The sequence below is a fragment of the Streptomyces sp. NPDC050287 genome, assembly GCF_044459385.1.
Taxonomy (GTDB): domain Bacteria; phylum Actinomycetota; class Actinomycetes; order Streptomycetales; family Streptomycetaceae; genus Streptomyces.
Genome location: NZ_JBITIY010000004.1, coordinates 658,075 through 673,936 on the forward strand (window position 1 = coordinate 658,075; position 15,862 = coordinate 673,936).

Here is a 15,862-nt window from a genome sequence, read left to right on the forward strand (position 1 = left end):
GCGGCCGGATCATCAGGATCCGGAGGTCACCCGGTGTGGAAGGTCACCGGGTGGTCGAAGGTCAACCGGGTGGTCGAAGGTCGACCGGGTGGTTGGGCTCCCGGGCCGGAGATCCGACCCGGCCCACCGACGGACCGTCCGAACGCGTGGCCGGGACCGCCGCGGAGGCCGAATCTCGGAATACCGGATCCCGGAGTACCGGATCAGCGGGTCTCGGTCAGGCCCGAGCCGTCCTGGACACCCGTGCCCGCGCCCGTGTCCTGGCCTGTGCCTTGCTCCTGGCCTGTGCCTTGCTCCTGGCCCGTACCGGTCCCCTGGCCCGCACCGGTCTCGTCGCCGGTCCCGGGCTCCTGGCTCGCACCGGCTCCCGCACCGTTGCCGGCCTCCTGACCGCCACCGGCCTCTTGGCCCGCGCCGGCCCCGTCACCCGCACCGGCCCCGTCACCGGCGCCGGCCTCTCCGCCACCGGCCTGATCGCCGGCACCGGCCTCGCCGCCGGCCTGGTCGCCCGCGCCGCCGCCGGCCGCGCCGCCCGCACCGAGGGTCGCGCCGACCGCCTGCAGGGCGGTGGTGACCGGCTGGAAGAAGGTCTCGCCGCCGGCCGTGCAGTCGCCGCTGCCGCCGGACGTCAGGCCGACGGCCTGGCCGTCCTGGGTGAAGAGCGAGCCGCCGCTGTCGCCGGGCTCGGCACACACGTCGGTCTGGATGAGCCCGGTGACGGTGCCCTCGGGGTAGTTGACGGTGGCGTCGAGTCCGAGGACCTGACCGTCGTTGAGACCCGTGGTGCTGCCCATCCGGAAGACCTGCGCACCGACCGTGGCCTCGGCGGCCTCGGTGATCTGGACGGTCTGGCCGCCGCCCACGTTGACCTCGCTGGGGGCCGCGGTCGCCGGGTCGTCGTACTTCACCAGTGCGAAGTCACCGTCGCCGGGGAAGGTCGCCTGGTCGACGGTGGCGATCGGCTGGCCGTCCTGCGCGTCCGACCACTGCTCGGCGGCCACACCACAGTGTCCGGCGGTCAGGAACGCGGGGCTGCCGTCACCCGCGGTGACGTTGAAGCCGAGGGAGCAGCGGGCGCCGCCGCCGAAGATGGCGTCACCGCCGGAGACGAAGGTCTTCAAGGTGCCGGCCGACTTCTTGATGGTCGCCATGCCGGAGCCGAGCGTCTCGACCGTCGATTCCAGTCTGTCCCACTTGCTGCCGGTGACCGTGCTGTCGGCGGTGACCAGGATCTTGTTCGTCTTCGGGTCGACGGCCCAGGAGGTGCCCGGGATGGTCGCCTTGGCCTTCAGGGTCTGCGCGCCGGCCTCGAGCTCGCTGAGGCTGTTGTCGACCTCGCGGACCTTCGCGCCCGCCTTCTTCGCCTGCACGATCACGTTGTTTTTGTCGCCCGAGATGACGTTGACGACCAGCTGCTTGCTGTCGGTGTCGTAGTAGGAACCGGCGAAGGCGTCACCGAGCAGACCTGAGAGCTGCGAGGCGAGGTCCGAGGCGTCGCCGGCCTTCAGAGTCTTCGGCGCGGCGGCGGCGTCGTTCGAAGCGCCGTCCTGGGACGCGTTGGCGTTCGGGAGCAGAATCGCGGCTGCTCCGAGCGCCACCACGCCGCCCGCCGCTATCGCGGCCTTGCGCTTCGGAATTCGCTTGTGACTCAAACTTCTCGACCTCCTGAGGGACCGGAGTCTGCTGCCTCGTACGGCAGTTGTTGGGGCGCCTGGATGGCTGAAGGTACGGACGGGGTGCGCGGGGCGTTCAATTCCGTTTCCGCGCGCCGGGCGCACGGCACCGATTCGGCCATGGCTCAAGCCGAACGGCCGACGCGGGGATCAATCCCCCATATGGCGATGACGACCGCCGACATATGACGATGACGACTCCCGAAGCCGACACGTTCTGCGCCGCACGACTTCGCCCATGCGAATTCCTCCAACTGGGACTGCCAGAAGGCTCGTTGGGTGGCGTCCCGGGCGCCCGGGACCCGATGACGACGGTGCCGCGGCCGACGCCCTCCCGGGGCGCCGCAGCCGGTTCGGATGTCTTGATCGAAGCGGTTGCCACCCAGTGGGCTGTCACGAGCGACGCACTTCCTGGGCCCCTGTGGGACGACACGGTCGGCAACCTTTCGGTGACGGTCCGTCTCGAACGGCGGACCGAATCCTCCCTTCAGGGAATCTGCACATCGGCCGCCCAAGGAAGTCACTGTGCGCGGAAGTTCTCCACACGCCCGCAGCGCCCGCCCGAGCATTGGCGCGGAGTGTCGGATTCGCTCCCGGGGCCGCAAGGGCTCGTGTGAGCCGATGCCGCCCACCGTGTGAAGAAGTCGCCGCCAATCCGTGCCCGCTCCTGCACCAATCGGTGCCTCTGAGGCACAAGTGCGCTGGTGAGACGCATGGTTGATTGGAAGCGCGGAGGCGCCGCGTGCTTTGATCCATCGCACCGCAGGGGCCGTCCAGGGCTCTTCGGCAACGGACGCTCCCGGCGCCTGCGGTCGCGGCCGTCCATCTGTCCCCCAGAGGGGGCCGCTCCCCCCCTTGTGAAATACCCATACGAAGGGAAGTTCCATCATGAACTCCACCCCCCAGGTTGAGACCGTCGAGATCTCCGACGCTGAGCTCGACAACGTCTCCGGCGGCCTGTCCGTGAACGCCCTCGGCACCGCCACCGGCCTGGTGGACGGCGTTGCCCCGGTTTCCGGCCTGGTCAACACGGGTGTCAGCCTCGTCGAGGGTGTCACCGGCCTGAACACCGCCCCGGTCTCGGGCCTGGTCGCCGGTCTCTGACCGCACCTTTTATGACTGATGAGTCCCGGAGCCGTTCAGCGGTTCCGGGATTCTCGGGTGCCGTAAAAGATCTCTCCCACAGGTGAGGGAAGTTCCGTGCAGTTCCGCCAACAGGCCCTCGCCAAGCTCCAGTCGCCCGAAGAGCTCGACCTTCCGGTGCGCTTCGCCCGCCCCCAGGGCTGGCTCGTGCTGTCCGTGACGGTGATCGTCTTGGCGGCCGCGTCCGTGTGGGCGGTCACCGGATCGGTGGCCTTCACGGTCAGCGCGCCGGCGATCCTCACGCACGGGCAGGGCAGTTACATCCTGCAGAGCCCCGTGGCCGGGCAGGTCACCGAGGTCGTCGCCGAGCAGGGCGAACGGCTGCCGGCGAACGCGCCGGTGCTGAAGGTCCGTACATCCGACGGCACGACCGTGGTCCGCACGGTCGCCGCGGGCCGGATCACCGGGCTCGCCGCCACCATCGGGCAGATCGTCCAGACCGGCGCGAACGTCGCCGCCGTGGAGAAGGTCGCCCGACCCTCCGATCCGCTGTACGCGACGGTGTACGTGCCCGCCGAGAACGCGGCCACCATTCCCGCGAACGCGTCCGTGGACCTGACCGTGCAGTCGGTGCCGACGCAGGAGTACGGCGTGCTGCGCGGCCATGTGAAGACGGTGGACCGTTCGGCCCAGTCGGCGCAGCAGATCGCCGCGTTCCTCGGCGACAGTCAGCTCGGCGAACAGTTCACCAAGGACGGCAGGCCGGTGGCCGTCCTGGTGAAGCTGGACAAGTCGTCCGGCACGAAGAGCGGTTACCGGTGGTCGTCCGCGGACGGGCCGCCGTTCGCCCTCGCCTCCATGACGACCGCCACGGGCGCGATCCGGCTGGCCGACCAGCATCCCGTCGACTGGCTGCTGCCGTGAGCGCCGCGCAGGACACCCGCGGCAGGCGCCGTGCCGCGCCGCCCAAGCGCCCCGTCCCCACGGGGAAGGCGAAGACCGTCCGTACCCCCACCGTGCTCCAGATGGAGGCGGTCGAGTGCGGTGCGGCCTCGCTGGCGATGGTGCTGGGCCACTACGGCAAGCACGTTCCGCTGGAGGAGCTGCGCATCGCCTGCGGTGTGTCCCGGGACGGCTCGCGCGCCAGCAACCTGCTGAAGGCGGCCCGCGGCTACGGCCTGACCGCCAAGGGCATGCAGATGGACACGGCCGCCCTAGCCGAGGTGAAGACGCCGGCGGTCCTGTTCTGGGAGTTCAACCACTACGTCGTCTACGACGGCATGGGCCGCCGCTTCGGCCGCCGGGGCGTGTACATCAACGACCCCGGCAAGGGCCGCCGTTTCGTGCCCATGGAGGACTTCGACGGCAGCTTCACCGGTGTGGTGCTGGTGATGGAGCCCGGCGAGGGCTTCACCAGGGGCGGCCGCAAGCCGGGCGTGCTGGGCGCGATGCCGGCCCGGCTGCGCGGCACCGCGGGCACCATGCCCGCTGCCGTACTGGCGAGCCTGCTGCTGGTGCTGGTCGGCGCGGCGGTGCCCGCGCTCAGCCGCACCTATATCGACATGTTCCTGATCGGGGGCCAGACCTCCCTGCTCGGCGTGCTGTTCGCGTCGATGGGCGCGAGCGTGCTGCTCACCCTGGTGCTGACCTGGCTGCAGCAGGCGAACCTGCTGCACGGCCGCATCATCTCCTCCACCCTCTCCAGCGCCCGCTTCCTGCGCCATCTGCTGCGGCTGCCGGTCACCTTCTTCTCCCAGCGCAGCCCGGCCGACCTGGTGCAGCGCCTCCAGTCGAACGACCAGGTGGCCGAGACCCTGGCCCGCGACCTCGCGGCGGCGGGCGTCGACGCGGTGGTCGTCGTCCTGTACGCGGTCCTGCTCTACACCTACGACCCGCAGCTGACGTACGTCGGCATCGGCGTGGCCCTGCTGAACGTGGTGGCCATGCGGGTCGTCATCAAGCTGCGCGCCACCCGCACGGCGAAGCTGCGCGCCGACAGCGCCCGGCTCACCAACACCGCCTACACCGGTCTGCAGTTGATCGAGACGATGAAGGCGACCGGCGGTGAGGACGGCTACTTCCGCAAGTGGGCCGGACAGCACGCCACCACGCTGGAGGAGCAGCAGCGGCTCGGCGTGCCGAGCGCCTGGCTGGGCGTGGTCGCGCCGACGCTGGCCTCGCTGAACAGCGCGCTGATCCTGTGGATCGGCGGGATGCGGGCGGTGGAGGGCGGCATCTCGGTGGGCCTGCTGGTCGCCTTCCAGGCGCTGGTCACCCGCTTCACCGCCCCGATCACCCGCCTCAACGGCGTCGCGGGCCGCATCCAGGACTTCGCCGCCGACGTGGCCCGCCTCAAGGACGTGGAGAACTTCCAGGCGGACCCGCTCTACGACCGTCCGGGCGCCGTCGAGTCGACGCGCCGCCTGCACGGCCACGTCGAGCTGGAGAACATCACCTTCGGCTACAACCCGCTGGACAAGCCGCTGCTGACCGGCTTCGACCTGACCGTCGGCCCGGGCCGGCAGGTGGCGCTGGTCGGCGGTTCGGGCAGCGGCAAGTCGACGGTGTCCCGGCTGATCTCGGGTCTGTACACGCCCTGGGAGGGTGTGATCCGCATCGACGGGCAGCGCCTGGACGACATCCCGCGCGGCGCCCTCGCTGCCTCCGTCTCCTTCGTCGACCAGGACGTGTTCCTCTTCGAGGGCACCGTCCGCGACAACGTGGCGCTGTGGGACCCGTCCATCCCGGACGACGCGGTGGTGGACGCGCTGCGGGACGCGGCCCTGTACGACGTGATCGTGCGGCGGCCCGGCGGCATCCACAGCAAGGTCGACCAGGACGGCCGCAACTTCTCCGGCGGGCAGCGCCAACGCCTCGAGATCGCCCGGGCGTTGGTGCGCCGGCCCAGCATCCTGGTGCTGGACGAGGTGACGAGCGCGCTGGACGCGGAGACCGAGCTGGTGGTGATGGACAACCTGCGCAAGCGCGGCTGTGCCTGTGTGGTGATCGCACACCGGCTCAGCACCGTGCGCGACAGCGACGAGATCGTCGTACTCGAACACGGCACGATCGTGGAGCGCGGGCGGCACGAGGAGCTGGTGGCACGCGGTGGCGCGTACGCCCAGCTGGTCAGGGAGCACTGAGATGACGACCGCACCCGAGGGGGACCTCGTTCTCGGCGCGCTCGGAACCATGGGCACGCCCGTCGACTGCACCGGCTTCACCCGCCTCGACCTCGAGGGGCCGCAGGTGCTGTGGCTGGTCGCGGCGGGCGCCCTGGACCTGTTCGCGGTCGACGCCGAACAACAGGGCCACTGGCACCACCTGGGCCGGCTGGAGGCGGGCTCGCTGCTGCTCGGTCCGGTCGCCGGACCCCAGCACACCCTCGTGGCACGGCCGCTCAGGGACTGCGTGGTGCACCGGATCAACCTGCGCGAGCTGTACCAGCCCGCGAACACCCAGACCTGGTCCTACGACGAGTACGGCAACCCCCAGTACGTGCCGCCGACGACGAGCCCCCTGGAGTACGCCCTCGCCCTGGGCATCGGCCGCAGCCTGTCCATCCTCTTCCAGGCGCCGATGGCCACCGAGGGGGCCGTCGCACCGACCGATGACGACGTCTTCTGGATGCAGGTGCCGCCGGGCAGCGTGCAGTACGGCTCGGTGTACGGCGCTCAGGCGGCGGCCGACCTGCTGATGGACCCGGCGGTGTGGCAGAGCATGGTCGACCAGCAGTACCGGCTGCTGACCACGCTGGACCGCTGGATCGAACAGCTGGAGCACACGCACGAGACGCGGACGGCGGCCGGCATCAAGGCCGGTGAGGCGGTCCGCGCGCAGGCGGACCGGACGCTGCTGGCGTCGATCGGCAAGCGGTCCGCCCGGCGCACCACGGCCGCCGACGCGGACGCCAGTCACGCCGCGTGCAAGCTGGTCGCCCAGGCCGCCGGGATCCCGCTCTCCGAGCCCGCGCAGTCCGGCACCGAGAGCGACCGCCTCGACCCGGTCGAGCGGATCGCGATCGCCTCCCGGGTCCGCACCAGGGCGGTACGCCTCGACGGCCGTTGGTGGCGCGACAACGTCGGCCCGCTGGTGGGCCACCGGGCCCTGTCCGGCGCGCCGGTCGCGCTGCTGTGGCGGCGCGGCGGATATGTGGCCGTCCATCCGGCGACCGGCCGTGAGACACCGATCGAGAAGGCGAACGCGGAGGAGTTCGAGCCGCGCGCGGTGATGTTCTACCGCCCGCTGCCCGACCGGCCGCTCAGCCCCCTCAGGCTGCTGCGTTTCAGCATGCGCGGCACCAGGGGTGACCTGACGAACCTCCTGATCAGCGGACTGGTGACGGTCGCGATCGGGGCGCTGGTACCGATCGCGACCGGCAAGGTGCTCGGCGAGTACGTGCCGAAGGCGCAGAGCGACCTGATCGTGCAGGCCTGTCTGGCCGTGATGGTCAGCAGTGTGGTCGCGGCCGCCTTCATGCTGCTGCAGAACCTGACCATGCTCCGGCTGGAGGGCCGGATCGAGTCCACGCTGCAACCGGCGGTGTGGGACCGGCTGCTGCGGCTGCCGACGAATTTCTTCACCCAGCGCTCCACCGGCGAACTGGCCAGCGCGGCCATGGGCATCAGCGCGATCCGCCGGATGATGGCGGGCATCGGGCCGGTGGTCGCCCAGTCGGTGACCGTCGGCGCCATGAACCTGGGGCTGCTGTTCTGGTACAGCGTCCCGATGGCGTGCGCGGCGATCGGCATGCTCGTCGTCATCGCCGCGATCTTCCTGGGGCTGGGACTGTGGCAGGTGCGCTGGCAGCGACGCCTGGTCGTGCTCGGCAACAAGCTCAACAACCAGGCCTTCCAGACCCTGCGCGGGCTGCCGAAGCTCAGGGTCGCGGCGGCCGAGAACTACGCGTACGCCGCCTGGGCCTCCCAGTTCGCGCGCAGCCGTGAGCTCCAGCAGAAGGTGGGGCGCATCAAGAACCTCACCACGGTGATGGGCGCGGTGTATCTGCCGCTGTGCTCCCTGCTGATGTTCATGCTGCTCGCGGGCCCGGCGCGCGGGACGATGTCGGCGGCCTCCTTCCTCACCTTCAACACGTCGGTGACGATGCTCCTGACGGCCGTCACCCAGCTGACCGGTTCCTTCGTCTCCACGGTGTCCGCGCTGCCGCTGTTCGAGGAGATCAAGCCGGTCCTGGACGCCACGCCCGAGGTGCGCACGGCGAGCACCCGGCCGGGCCCGCTGACCGGCGCGCTCGAGGCCCGCCGTCTCTCGTTCCGCTACTCGGACGACGGTCCGCTGGTCCTCGACGACGTGTCGTTCGCGATCCGGCCCGGCGAGTTCGTGGCGATCGTCGGCCCGAGCGGCTGCGGCAAGTCGACCCTGCTGAGATTGCTGATCGGCTTCGACAAACCGGTCTCGGGCAGTGTGCTGTACGACGGTCAGGACCTGGCCGCCCTCGACCAGTCCGCCGTACGCCGGCAGTGCGGGGTGGTGCTCCAGCACGCGCAGCCGTTCACCGGCTCGATCCTGGACGTCATCTGCGGCACCGAGCCGTACACGCCGGAGGAGGCGCTGGCGGCGGCCGAGATGGCGGGACTCGCCGAGGACATCAAGCGGATGCCGATGGGCCTGCACACCATCGTCTCGGGCAGCGGGGCGATCTCCGGCGGGCAGCGCCAACGCCTGATGATCGCCCAGGCGTTGATCCGCCGTCCGCGCATCCTCTTCTTCGACGAGGCGACCAGCGCCCTCGACAACGAGACGCAGCGCACGGTCATCGAGAGCACCAAGGCCCTCAACGCCACGCGTATCGTCATCGCGCACCGCCTGTCAACGGTCATGGACGCCGACCGGGTGATCGTGATGGAGGACGGCAAGGTCGCCCAGCAGGGCCCGCCCGCTCAGTTGCTCGCGGACACCGGGGGCCGGCTGCACGAGCTGGTGCGGCGCCAGATGGCGTGAGCGCCCGGGCGTCCGGAGCCGCCTCGCCCAGGCCACGGTCGAGAGCTGCACCACCGCGTTCTGCCGGTCGGCGGGTTCTTCGCCGCGGGCGCGCTCATCGCGTTCCCGCTCTGCCGGCGTGGGGTGCCACAGCAGGACACGGAGGCGGCACCGGTCGTCCGTACATGAGCCGCGCCGTCCTGGCCGCGAGGTCCGAGCCGCCAGGTCGGGCCGCGAGCGCCGACCCGCCTGGTCCGACCCGCCAGGTCGAGGGGCCGCCGTCTGCGGGGAGACGGCGGCCCCTCTCCGCACTTTCGTTCGACTCGACACCCAACTGGCCTGTGCTGCCAGGCGGTTGACTGCCCAGAGACCTCCCGTCACGGCGGCCGACGTTGGACCGTCAGCCGAGTGGGTACTCGTCGGCCATGCGAATCAGCGTGGTGGACGTGGGGTCGAACACGGTCAGACTTGTGGTCGCGGACGCGGAGGGCGGCGTACCGCTGCCGGTCCACACCGCCAAGTGGCGCCTGAGGCTGTCCGATCACGTGAAGCCCGGGGGACCGGTGCCGGAAGAGGCCGTCGAGCGGCTGGTGGACGCGGTGGCGGAGGCGAGCCGGACCGCGACCCGGTGGGGTGCGGCGGTCCCGCTGGCCTTCGCCACCGCGGTGGTGCGCGGCGCCTCCAACCGCCAGGAGGTACTGCGCACCGTCCGGGCGCGGACCGGTGTCGACCTGTGCACCCTGCCCGGCGAGGTGGAGGCCGAACTCACCTTTCTCGGAGCCCGGCGCTGGATGGGCTGGCGATCGGGACCGCTCGCCCTGCTGGACATCGGAGGCGGCTCACTCGAAGTCGCCTTCGGTCGCGGACGGATGCCGGACTTCGTCGCCTCGCTGCCGCTCGGGGCGGGACGGCTGACCCACGAGTTCTTCGACGGGCAGGATCCGCCGTCCCCGGAGTCGGTACGGGCACTGCGCCGCAAGGTCCGCCACCAACTGCGGGACGTGGCGGCACGCATCCGCTGGGAGGGACCGCACACAGCGGTGGCCACCTCACGCACCTTCCAGCAGCTGGGCCGGCTGTGCGGGGCTCCGCCGGGGCGGCACGGCCCGTTCGCGGAACGCCGGTTGCACCGGGACGACCTGCGGGACGCCGTCGTACGACTGGCCGCCCTGCCCGCCGCCGAGCGCGCCCTGCTGCCCGGCATCTCCGCACCGCGCGCCCAGCAGAGTCTGGCCGGTGCGGTGGTCGGGCACACGGCGATGAAACTGACCGGGCTCAGGACCCTCACGCTCTGCCCGTGGGCGATCCGCGAGGGCGTGCTGCTCCGGCACATCGAGGATGGCGCTTCCTGGTGGGCGGAGATCACCCGCCACAGCGAGGAGGCCGCTCCCCCGGACCCGGTACCGCTGCGCATCGCCGCCGCGACGAGCTGAACCGGGGAACCCGGAGGACGACAGCCCCGGCCGAGGCACCGGAAACCGCCCGGGGCACCGGACAGCAACGACCACAAGCGAAGCAAGGACAGCAAGCGAAGGGAGCCAGCCGTGGCCGACACCGGCAAGCACGACCGGAACGACCGGACCCATGAGCCGCCCGAGACCGCGCTCGACGAGGTCCTGCGCGAGATGGAGGACGCCGGCACCCGCACCCGGGACTCCGACGAGCAGCGGCGCCGCCGAGGGGAGGCGGCAGAGGCCATCACGCCGAACACCCGTGCCCAGGAGGAGTCCGCGGGCGAGTGATCCGGGAGCGAGTGACCTGCTCGGTCGGCGTGCCCGGAGGCCGTCCCCGCCGCGCACAGGCCGGGCGGGTGGCCCGCTTCGGCCGGGGTACCCGGCGCACATGCCACACGAGAGTCAGGAACCACGGCTGCCGACCGCGCGGGGCCCGGTGTCGGCAGCCGTCACTCAGTACCTGCGGGGCGCCGGGCCGCTGCCGCGCCCCGAGGAGACCGCGGACGCGTCCGTGTACGGCGACGATCTCCAGCTGGCCCTGTACCTCTGCTACGAGCTGCACTACCGCGGTTTCGCCGACGTGCCCGCGGACCGCGAGTGGGACCCGGATCTGCTGCGCGTCCGTGCCGCGCTGGAACACCGTTTTCTGTCCGCCCTGCGCGCGGACACCCGCGTCCACGACCGCGTCGAGGACGCGCTCGCCGAGATCCTGGTCGAGCCCGTCGACGGCACCGGCGTCTCCCACCATCTGCGTGACAAGGGCGAACTGTGGCAGCTGCGCGAGTACGCCGCCCAGCGCTCCCTCTACCACCTCAAGGAGGCGGACCCGCACGCCTGGGTGCTGCCCCGGCTGTGGGGCCGGGCCAAGGCGGGGATGGCCGCGGTCGAGTTCGACGAGTACGGCGGCGGCCGTCCCGACCGCGTCCACGCCCGCCTGTTCGCCGACCTGATGACGGACCTGGGCCTGGACACGACGTACGGCCGCTACCTGGACGCCGCCTCGGCCGAGGTCCTGGCCACGGTGAACCTGATGTCCCTCTTCGGCCTGCACCGCTCCCTGCGGGGCGCCCTGGTGGGCCACTTCGCGGCGGTGGAGATCACCTCCTCCCCCGGTTCCCGCCGACTGGCCGAGGCGATGCGGCGCACGGGAGCGGGGCCCGCCGCCGAGTTCTTCTACGACGAGCACGTCGAGGCCGACGCGGTCCACGAGCAGGTCGTACGTCACGACGTCATCGGCGGTCTGCTGGAAGAGGAGCCGCGGCTCGCGCCGGACGTCGCCTTCGGCATCGATGCCACAGGACTGGTCGAGGACCGTTTCGCCGCGCGGCTGCTCGCCGACTGGAACGCCGGCCGGTCGTCCCTGCACGCCCCGCTGCCTTCCGAAATCTCCGGTATCTCCTGATTGCGCAGGGGTACTCGACCGAGGTGAATCCACTGGTGCTGCCACTGATCATCCCGGGTGTCTACACACCGCAGGAGGACACCGCCCTGCTGGCCGGTGCCCTGTCCGAAGAGCCGCTCCCACCGGGCGCGGACGTCCTCGACGTGGGTACCGGGAGCGGAGCGCTGGCCATCGAGGCCGCTCGCCGCGGCACCCGGGTGACCGCGGTGGACGTGTCCTGGCGTGCGGTGTGCACCGCGCGCTTCAACGCCTGGATGGCGGGAGTACCGGTCCGTATCCGGCGCGGAAACCTGTTCGCGCCCGTCCGGGACCGGTCCTTCGACCTCATCCTCACCAACCCGCCGTACGTGCCCGCCCCGGCGGGCATCCGGCCGCGAGGGATGGCCCGGGCCTGGGACGCGGGGCATGACGGACGGTTCGTACTGGACCGGATCTGCCGGGAGGCGCCCATGTTGCTGCGGCCCGGAGGGGTCCTGCTGATGGTGCACTCCGCGCTGAGCGACCCGGACCGGACCCTGGATCATCTGCGCACGGCCGGGCTGAAGGCCTCCGTGACCCGTCGGAGCCGGATCGCGTTCGGTCCGGTGCTGCGGGGGCGGACGGACTGGCTGCGGCAGCGCGGGCTGTTGTCCCCCGCCGACGAGAAGGAAGAGCTGGTGGTCGTCCGTGCCGAACTCCCCGTGTGACCAGCCCCGCCGGATCACGGTGCAGCGCCGGGGGCCTCTGCTGATGGAGGGCCCGGTGGAAGTGGAACTGGAGGACGGCAGCACGGTGTCCTCAGACCGTTTCCGCGTGGCCCTGTGCACCTGCCGCCGCAGCCGCCGCTATCCGTGGTGCGACACCAGTCATCGCGACCGGGCCTGAGCGGGGCCGAGCCGCTCCGCCAGGGCCCTGCGGCCCTACGCTCACCAAGGCAGCGGTATGTCAATCAAATTGACGGAACTTCACCGGGTCGTGTGAACCAGATCTTGCGGACGCCCTCTACAGGGATGCTCCCGACCGCGCCGGGGTAACTACCGAGATCGAATGCGCCCCCTGCCGAGGTGGAGCGAACATGACCCCGGACGCCGACGACCGCGCCTTCGAGCCGCCCGCAGCCAACCCGCACGCCCGCACCAGGACGAGCGGCGCCTTCACGGTGGTCGAGATAGCGGGCGAGATCGATCTGGCGACCGCCGGTCTCGTCGCGGAGCACCTCGACGCGGCGACCGCGGGCCTTGAACCGGACGTCCTGGTGGACCTGCGCGGCGTCGACTTCTTCGACTGCTCGGGCCTGCGGGTGCTGTGCCGTGCCGACAGCCGGGCCAGGGAACGCGGCGGCCGGCTCCGCGTCGTCCTCGACGAGCCACGGCTGCGCCGGCTGCTGCGCGCCGCGGGCCTGTGGGACCGCTTTTCCCCACTGCCCGCGATACCGCCCGCGATACCGGAGGTGCGGGACTGATCCGGCGCCCGGGCGCTTCCAGGGCGGTGAGTGGGCCTCCAGGATTTCCCACGGGTGACCCGCGGCCCGCGGGTCGGGACTCCACAGGGCGTCCCGACGCCCGGCGGATTCCGGCGTGGCCCAGGGGGTCGGCGGACGGCCCCACTCCGTCCGCCGACCCCGGGTGCGGAATCGCATGTCCTCGCGCCACGGGCCCGCACTCCCCAGCTGCGGGCCCTTGGGAGGGTCACGAGGACCCTGCGATCCCGGTCCTTCAGAACGCGAAGAGGCTGCTGCCCTGGGCGCTCTTCACGCACTCGTTGGAGAAGGTGTGCTCGTAGGACACGCGCCGCCCCTGCCAGACACCGTCGACCGTGACGACCACGGGGTCGTACTGCTTGGTGCACAGGACGCCGTCCCCCGCCGCCAGGGCGTCGAAGTCCCCACCGACGGAACGGAGTTCGGCGCACGCGGGCGCGGCGGCCGGGTGGCTGCCGGAGGCGGTCGGGGCGCAGTTCAGAGTGACCGCGCGGGCCGGAGTGGCGAGGGCCGCGCTCTCACCGTGGCCCACGGTGAGCACCAGGGCCGAGGGGGCGTAGAGCGAGGCCGGGGCGGTGGGCTGGTCGGCGAGGGCGGCTCCGGTCAGGGGGCCGCAGACGGCGGTGGCCGTCAGGCCGAGGGTCGCTGCCCAGCGCGCGGTGTTCCGCATGGTGTGCATCCTTCCGCTCGATTCGAGGGTGTACCGCGGACCGGCTCGGTCGGTGCCGGCCGCGGCGAGCGTGAGTCTGCCGAGTCCGCCGCCGGAATTCACATCGGACCCACCGGTTTCAGTAACCTTGCGTATTGAATCAGTGGCGCGAAGTCACGGAATTCGAACGTTCCAACCCCTGAAGAAAGCGGTTCATGATCGCCGGATCGGACCGCATGGCCGGATTCCCCCGCCTCGGCAATAGGCCTGAAACATTCCGCTTCAGCCGTGAGCGCACCTCGTCGCAGTCTCTTGCGTTCCCAGGCGAGCGGAGTAATGGTGATTACATGATTACGTCAGAGCAACGAGAGAAGCTGCGCGGCTGGTTCGCCGGCCGCTTGCCCGACGACCTGTTCGAGGAACTGCTCGAGGTCACGGTGGACCGCGAGGAGATCACCGTGATCGGCCGAGCCCCCGGGCCCCGGCTCGCGGAGGACGCGTCGGACGCCGAGCGCAAGTCGGCCGTCCAGGGCCGGATCCAGGAGTTCAGGGAGCGGACCCGGGACGCCCGGATCGCGGTGGCCCGCGACGCCGAGCACCGGTTCGGCCGGAAGGTCTCCTGGGGCGTGGAGTGCGACGGCGAGCGCGCCCTGTTCACCCATGTCGCGGCGCCCGTGATGACCCGGCTGCGGCAGCCGGAACGGCAGGTGCTGGACACCCTGATCGCCGGCGGTGTCGCCCGCAGCCGCAGTGACGCGCTCGCCTGGTGCGTACGCCTGGTCCAGCGCCACACCGACGACTGGCTGGCCGAACTGCGGGAGTCCCTGGAACACGTCGAGCGAGTGCGGGCACAGGGACCCGACGCCGAACCGCAGGAGGCGCCCACGGACGAGGCATGAGGAAGGATCCGCGTCCCGGTACGCCCCTCGCGGACCCACGCACCGGCCCGCCCGCCCGTACTCGCCGGTATCGTCGCCCCACGACGCGGTCTCCACGACGAGAGGCGGGACGTACGGTGGCCGAGCACTGGGCGGACTTCCAGTACGAGATCTATCTGAACGGGATGTCCGGTGCCGTACCGCGGCTGCCCACGGATCTGACCCGCCTGGAGGAGCTGACCGAGCAGCGGCTCGGCCCCGGTCCGGTCGGCTATGTGGCGGGCAGCGCGGGCAACGGCAGTACGGCCCGCGCCAACCGGGCCGCGCTGGAGCGCCGGCGGATCGTGCCGCGGATGCTGCGGGACGTGCACGAGCGTGATCTGTCCGTCGAGGTCCTCGGCCGCACGCTGCCCGCCCCGCTGGCCCTGGCACCGGTCGGTGTGCTGTCGATCATGCATCCGGACGCCGAGCGGGCCGCCGCCCGGGCCGCCGCCGCGCAGGGCGTGCCGTACATCCTGTCGTCGGCGTCCAGCACGCCGTTGGAGCAGGTCGCGGAGGCGATGGGGGACGCCGAGCGCTGGTTCCAGCTGTACTGGCCCAAGGATCCCGAGGTGGCCCGGAGTTTCCTGAGCCGGGCGAAGACGGCCGGGTTCACCGCGCTGGTCGTCACCCTCGACACCCCGCTGCTGTCCTGGCGGCCACGCGACCTCGACCAGGCGTATCTGCCGTTCCTGCACGGCGTCGGCACCGCCAACTACTTCTCCGACCCAGCGTTCCAGTCGGGCCTGGCCAAGCCGGTGCACGAGGATCCGAACGCGGCCGTCATGCATTTCGTCGGCATGTTCTCCGACCCGGCCAAGACCTGGCCGGACCTGGCGTTCCTGCGGGAGAACTGGGACGGCCCGATCGTGCTCAAGGGCGTCCTGCACCCGGACGACGCCCGGCTCGCCGCCGACGCCGGGATGGACGGGGTGGTGGTGTCGAACCACGGCGGCCGCCAGGTGGCCGGTGCCATCGGCGCGGCCGACGCGCTGCCGCGGGTCGTTCAGGCGGTCGGCGACCGGCTGACCGTCCTGTTCGACAGCGGCATCCGCACCGGCGACGACGTCTTCAAGGCGCTCGCGCTCGGAGCGCGGGCGGTCCTGGTCGGCCGGCCGTACGTCTACGGGCTGGGCCTCGACGGGCAGGCAGGCGTGGAACACGTGATCCGCTGCCTGCTCGCCGAGTTCGACCTCACCCTCGCCCTGTCCGGCCACGCCGGGCCGACCACGATCGGCCCGGCCGACCTCACGGACTCCTGACCTCACCCAGGGCCGGTCGGCAC

At 71.5% G+C, this 15,862-nt stretch carries 14 protein-coding genes; 12 read left to right on the forward strand and 2 right to left on the reverse strand.

Annotated features, from left to right (window positions below):
* Positions 1–203 precede the first annotated feature (203 nt).
* Positions 204–1,652, reverse strand: a complete 1,449-nt coding sequence (locus tag ACIBK3_RS17925) for a S1 family peptidase (protein WP_399366580.1) — start codon at positions 1,650–1,652, stop codon at positions 204–206.
* Positions 1,653–2,561: 909 nt separating this feature from the next.
* On the opposite strand from ACIBK3_RS17925, the gene ACIBK3_RS17930 reads away from it, so the two are divergent.
* From ACIBK3_RS17930 to ACIBK3_RS17975, 10 genes are all read left to right on the forward strand, one after another.
* Positions 2,562–2,777 (forward strand): type A2 lantipeptide, encoded by a 216-nt coding sequence (locus ACIBK3_RS17930; RefSeq protein ID WP_399366582.1) that lies wholly within the window; start codon positions 2,562–2,564, stop codon positions 2,775–2,777.
* A 96-nt stretch (positions 2,778–2,873) separates the two neighbouring features.
* Entirely contained in the window at positions 2,874–3,680 is an 807-nt protein-coding gene (locus tag ACIBK3_RS17935; protein ID WP_399366584.1) for an HlyD family efflux transporter periplasmic adaptor subunit, read from the forward strand.
* Positions 3,677–5,899: an NHLP family bacteriocin export ABC transporter peptidase/permease/ATPase subunit gene (locus ACIBK3_RS17940; RefSeq protein ID WP_399366586.1), complete on the forward strand. Its 2,223-nt coding sequence runs from the start codon at positions 3,677–3,679 to the stop codon at positions 5,897–5,899. The genes ACIBK3_RS17935 and ACIBK3_RS17940 overlap by 4 nt, the downstream gene beginning before the upstream one ends.
* Position 5,900: 1 nt before the next feature.
* Positions 5,901–8,717, forward strand: coding sequence for an NHLP bacteriocin export ABC transporter permease/ATPase subunit (locus ACIBK3_RS17945; RefSeq protein ID WP_399366588.1), 2,817 nt, complete (start codon positions 5,901–5,903; stop codon positions 8,715–8,717).
* A gap of 404 nt (positions 8,718–9,121) precedes the next feature.
* Positions 9,122–10,129, forward strand: coding sequence for a Ppx/GppA family phosphatase (locus ACIBK3_RS17950; protein ID WP_399366590.1), 1,008 nt, complete (start codon positions 9,122–9,124; stop codon positions 10,127–10,129).
* A 111-nt stretch (positions 10,130–10,240) separates the two neighbouring features.
* Positions 10,241–10,438, forward strand: coding sequence for a hypothetical protein (locus ACIBK3_RS17955; RefSeq protein ID WP_399366592.1), 198 nt, complete (start codon positions 10,241–10,243; stop codon positions 10,436–10,438).
* Positions 10,439–10,538: 100 nt separating this feature from the next.
* Complete coding sequence (locus tag ACIBK3_RS17960; protein WP_399366594.1) at positions 10,539–11,552, forward strand: iron-containing redox enzyme family protein; 1,014 nt, start codon at positions 10,539–10,541, stop codon at positions 11,550–11,552.
* Between the two features lie 44 nt (positions 11,553–11,596).
* The gene (locus ACIBK3_RS17965; RefSeq protein WP_399366859.1) at positions 11,597–12,238 is read left to right on the forward strand and encodes a HemK2/MTQ2 family protein methyltransferase; all 642 of its coding nucleotides are present in this window, start codon (positions 11,597–11,599) and stop codon (positions 12,236–12,238) included.
* Complete coding sequence (locus ACIBK3_RS17970) at positions 12,219–12,416, forward strand: CDGSH iron-sulfur domain-containing protein (protein ID WP_399366596.1); 198 nt, start codon at positions 12,219–12,221, stop codon at positions 12,414–12,416. Before ACIBK3_RS17965 ends, ACIBK3_RS17970 begins: the two co-directional genes overlap by 20 nt.
* A gap of 190 nt (positions 12,417–12,606) precedes the next feature.
* On the forward strand, positions 12,607–12,993 hold the full coding sequence (locus ACIBK3_RS17975) for an STAS domain-containing protein (protein ID WP_399366598.1): 387 nt from the start codon (positions 12,607–12,609) through the stop codon (positions 12,991–12,993).
* A 253-nt stretch (positions 12,994–13,246) separates the two neighbouring features.
* Here ACIBK3_RS17975 and ACIBK3_RS17980 read toward each other — a convergent pair whose 3' ends face one another.
* Positions 13,247–13,681 (reverse strand): protease inhibitor, encoded by a 435-nt coding sequence (locus ACIBK3_RS17980; protein WP_399366600.1) that lies wholly within the window; start codon positions 13,679–13,681, stop codon positions 13,247–13,249.
* A gap of 326 nt (positions 13,682–14,007) precedes the next feature.
* Between ACIBK3_RS17980 and ACIBK3_RS17985 the strand changes: the two genes are divergently transcribed.
* Both ACIBK3_RS17985 and ACIBK3_RS17990 read left to right on the forward strand, forming a co-directional pair.
* Positions 14,008–14,559 carry a hypothetical protein gene (locus ACIBK3_RS17985; protein ID WP_399366602.1) on the forward strand — a complete coding sequence of 184 codons (552 nt, stop codon included), beginning with the start codon at positions 14,008–14,010 and terminating at the stop codon, positions 14,557–14,559.
* Positions 14,560–14,675: 116 nt separating this feature from the next.
* Positions 14,676–15,839 (forward strand): lactate 2-monooxygenase, encoded by a 1,164-nt coding sequence (locus ACIBK3_RS17990; protein WP_399366604.1) that lies wholly within the window; start codon positions 14,676–14,678, stop codon positions 15,837–15,839.
* Positions 15,840–15,862: the final 23 nt, after the last annotated feature.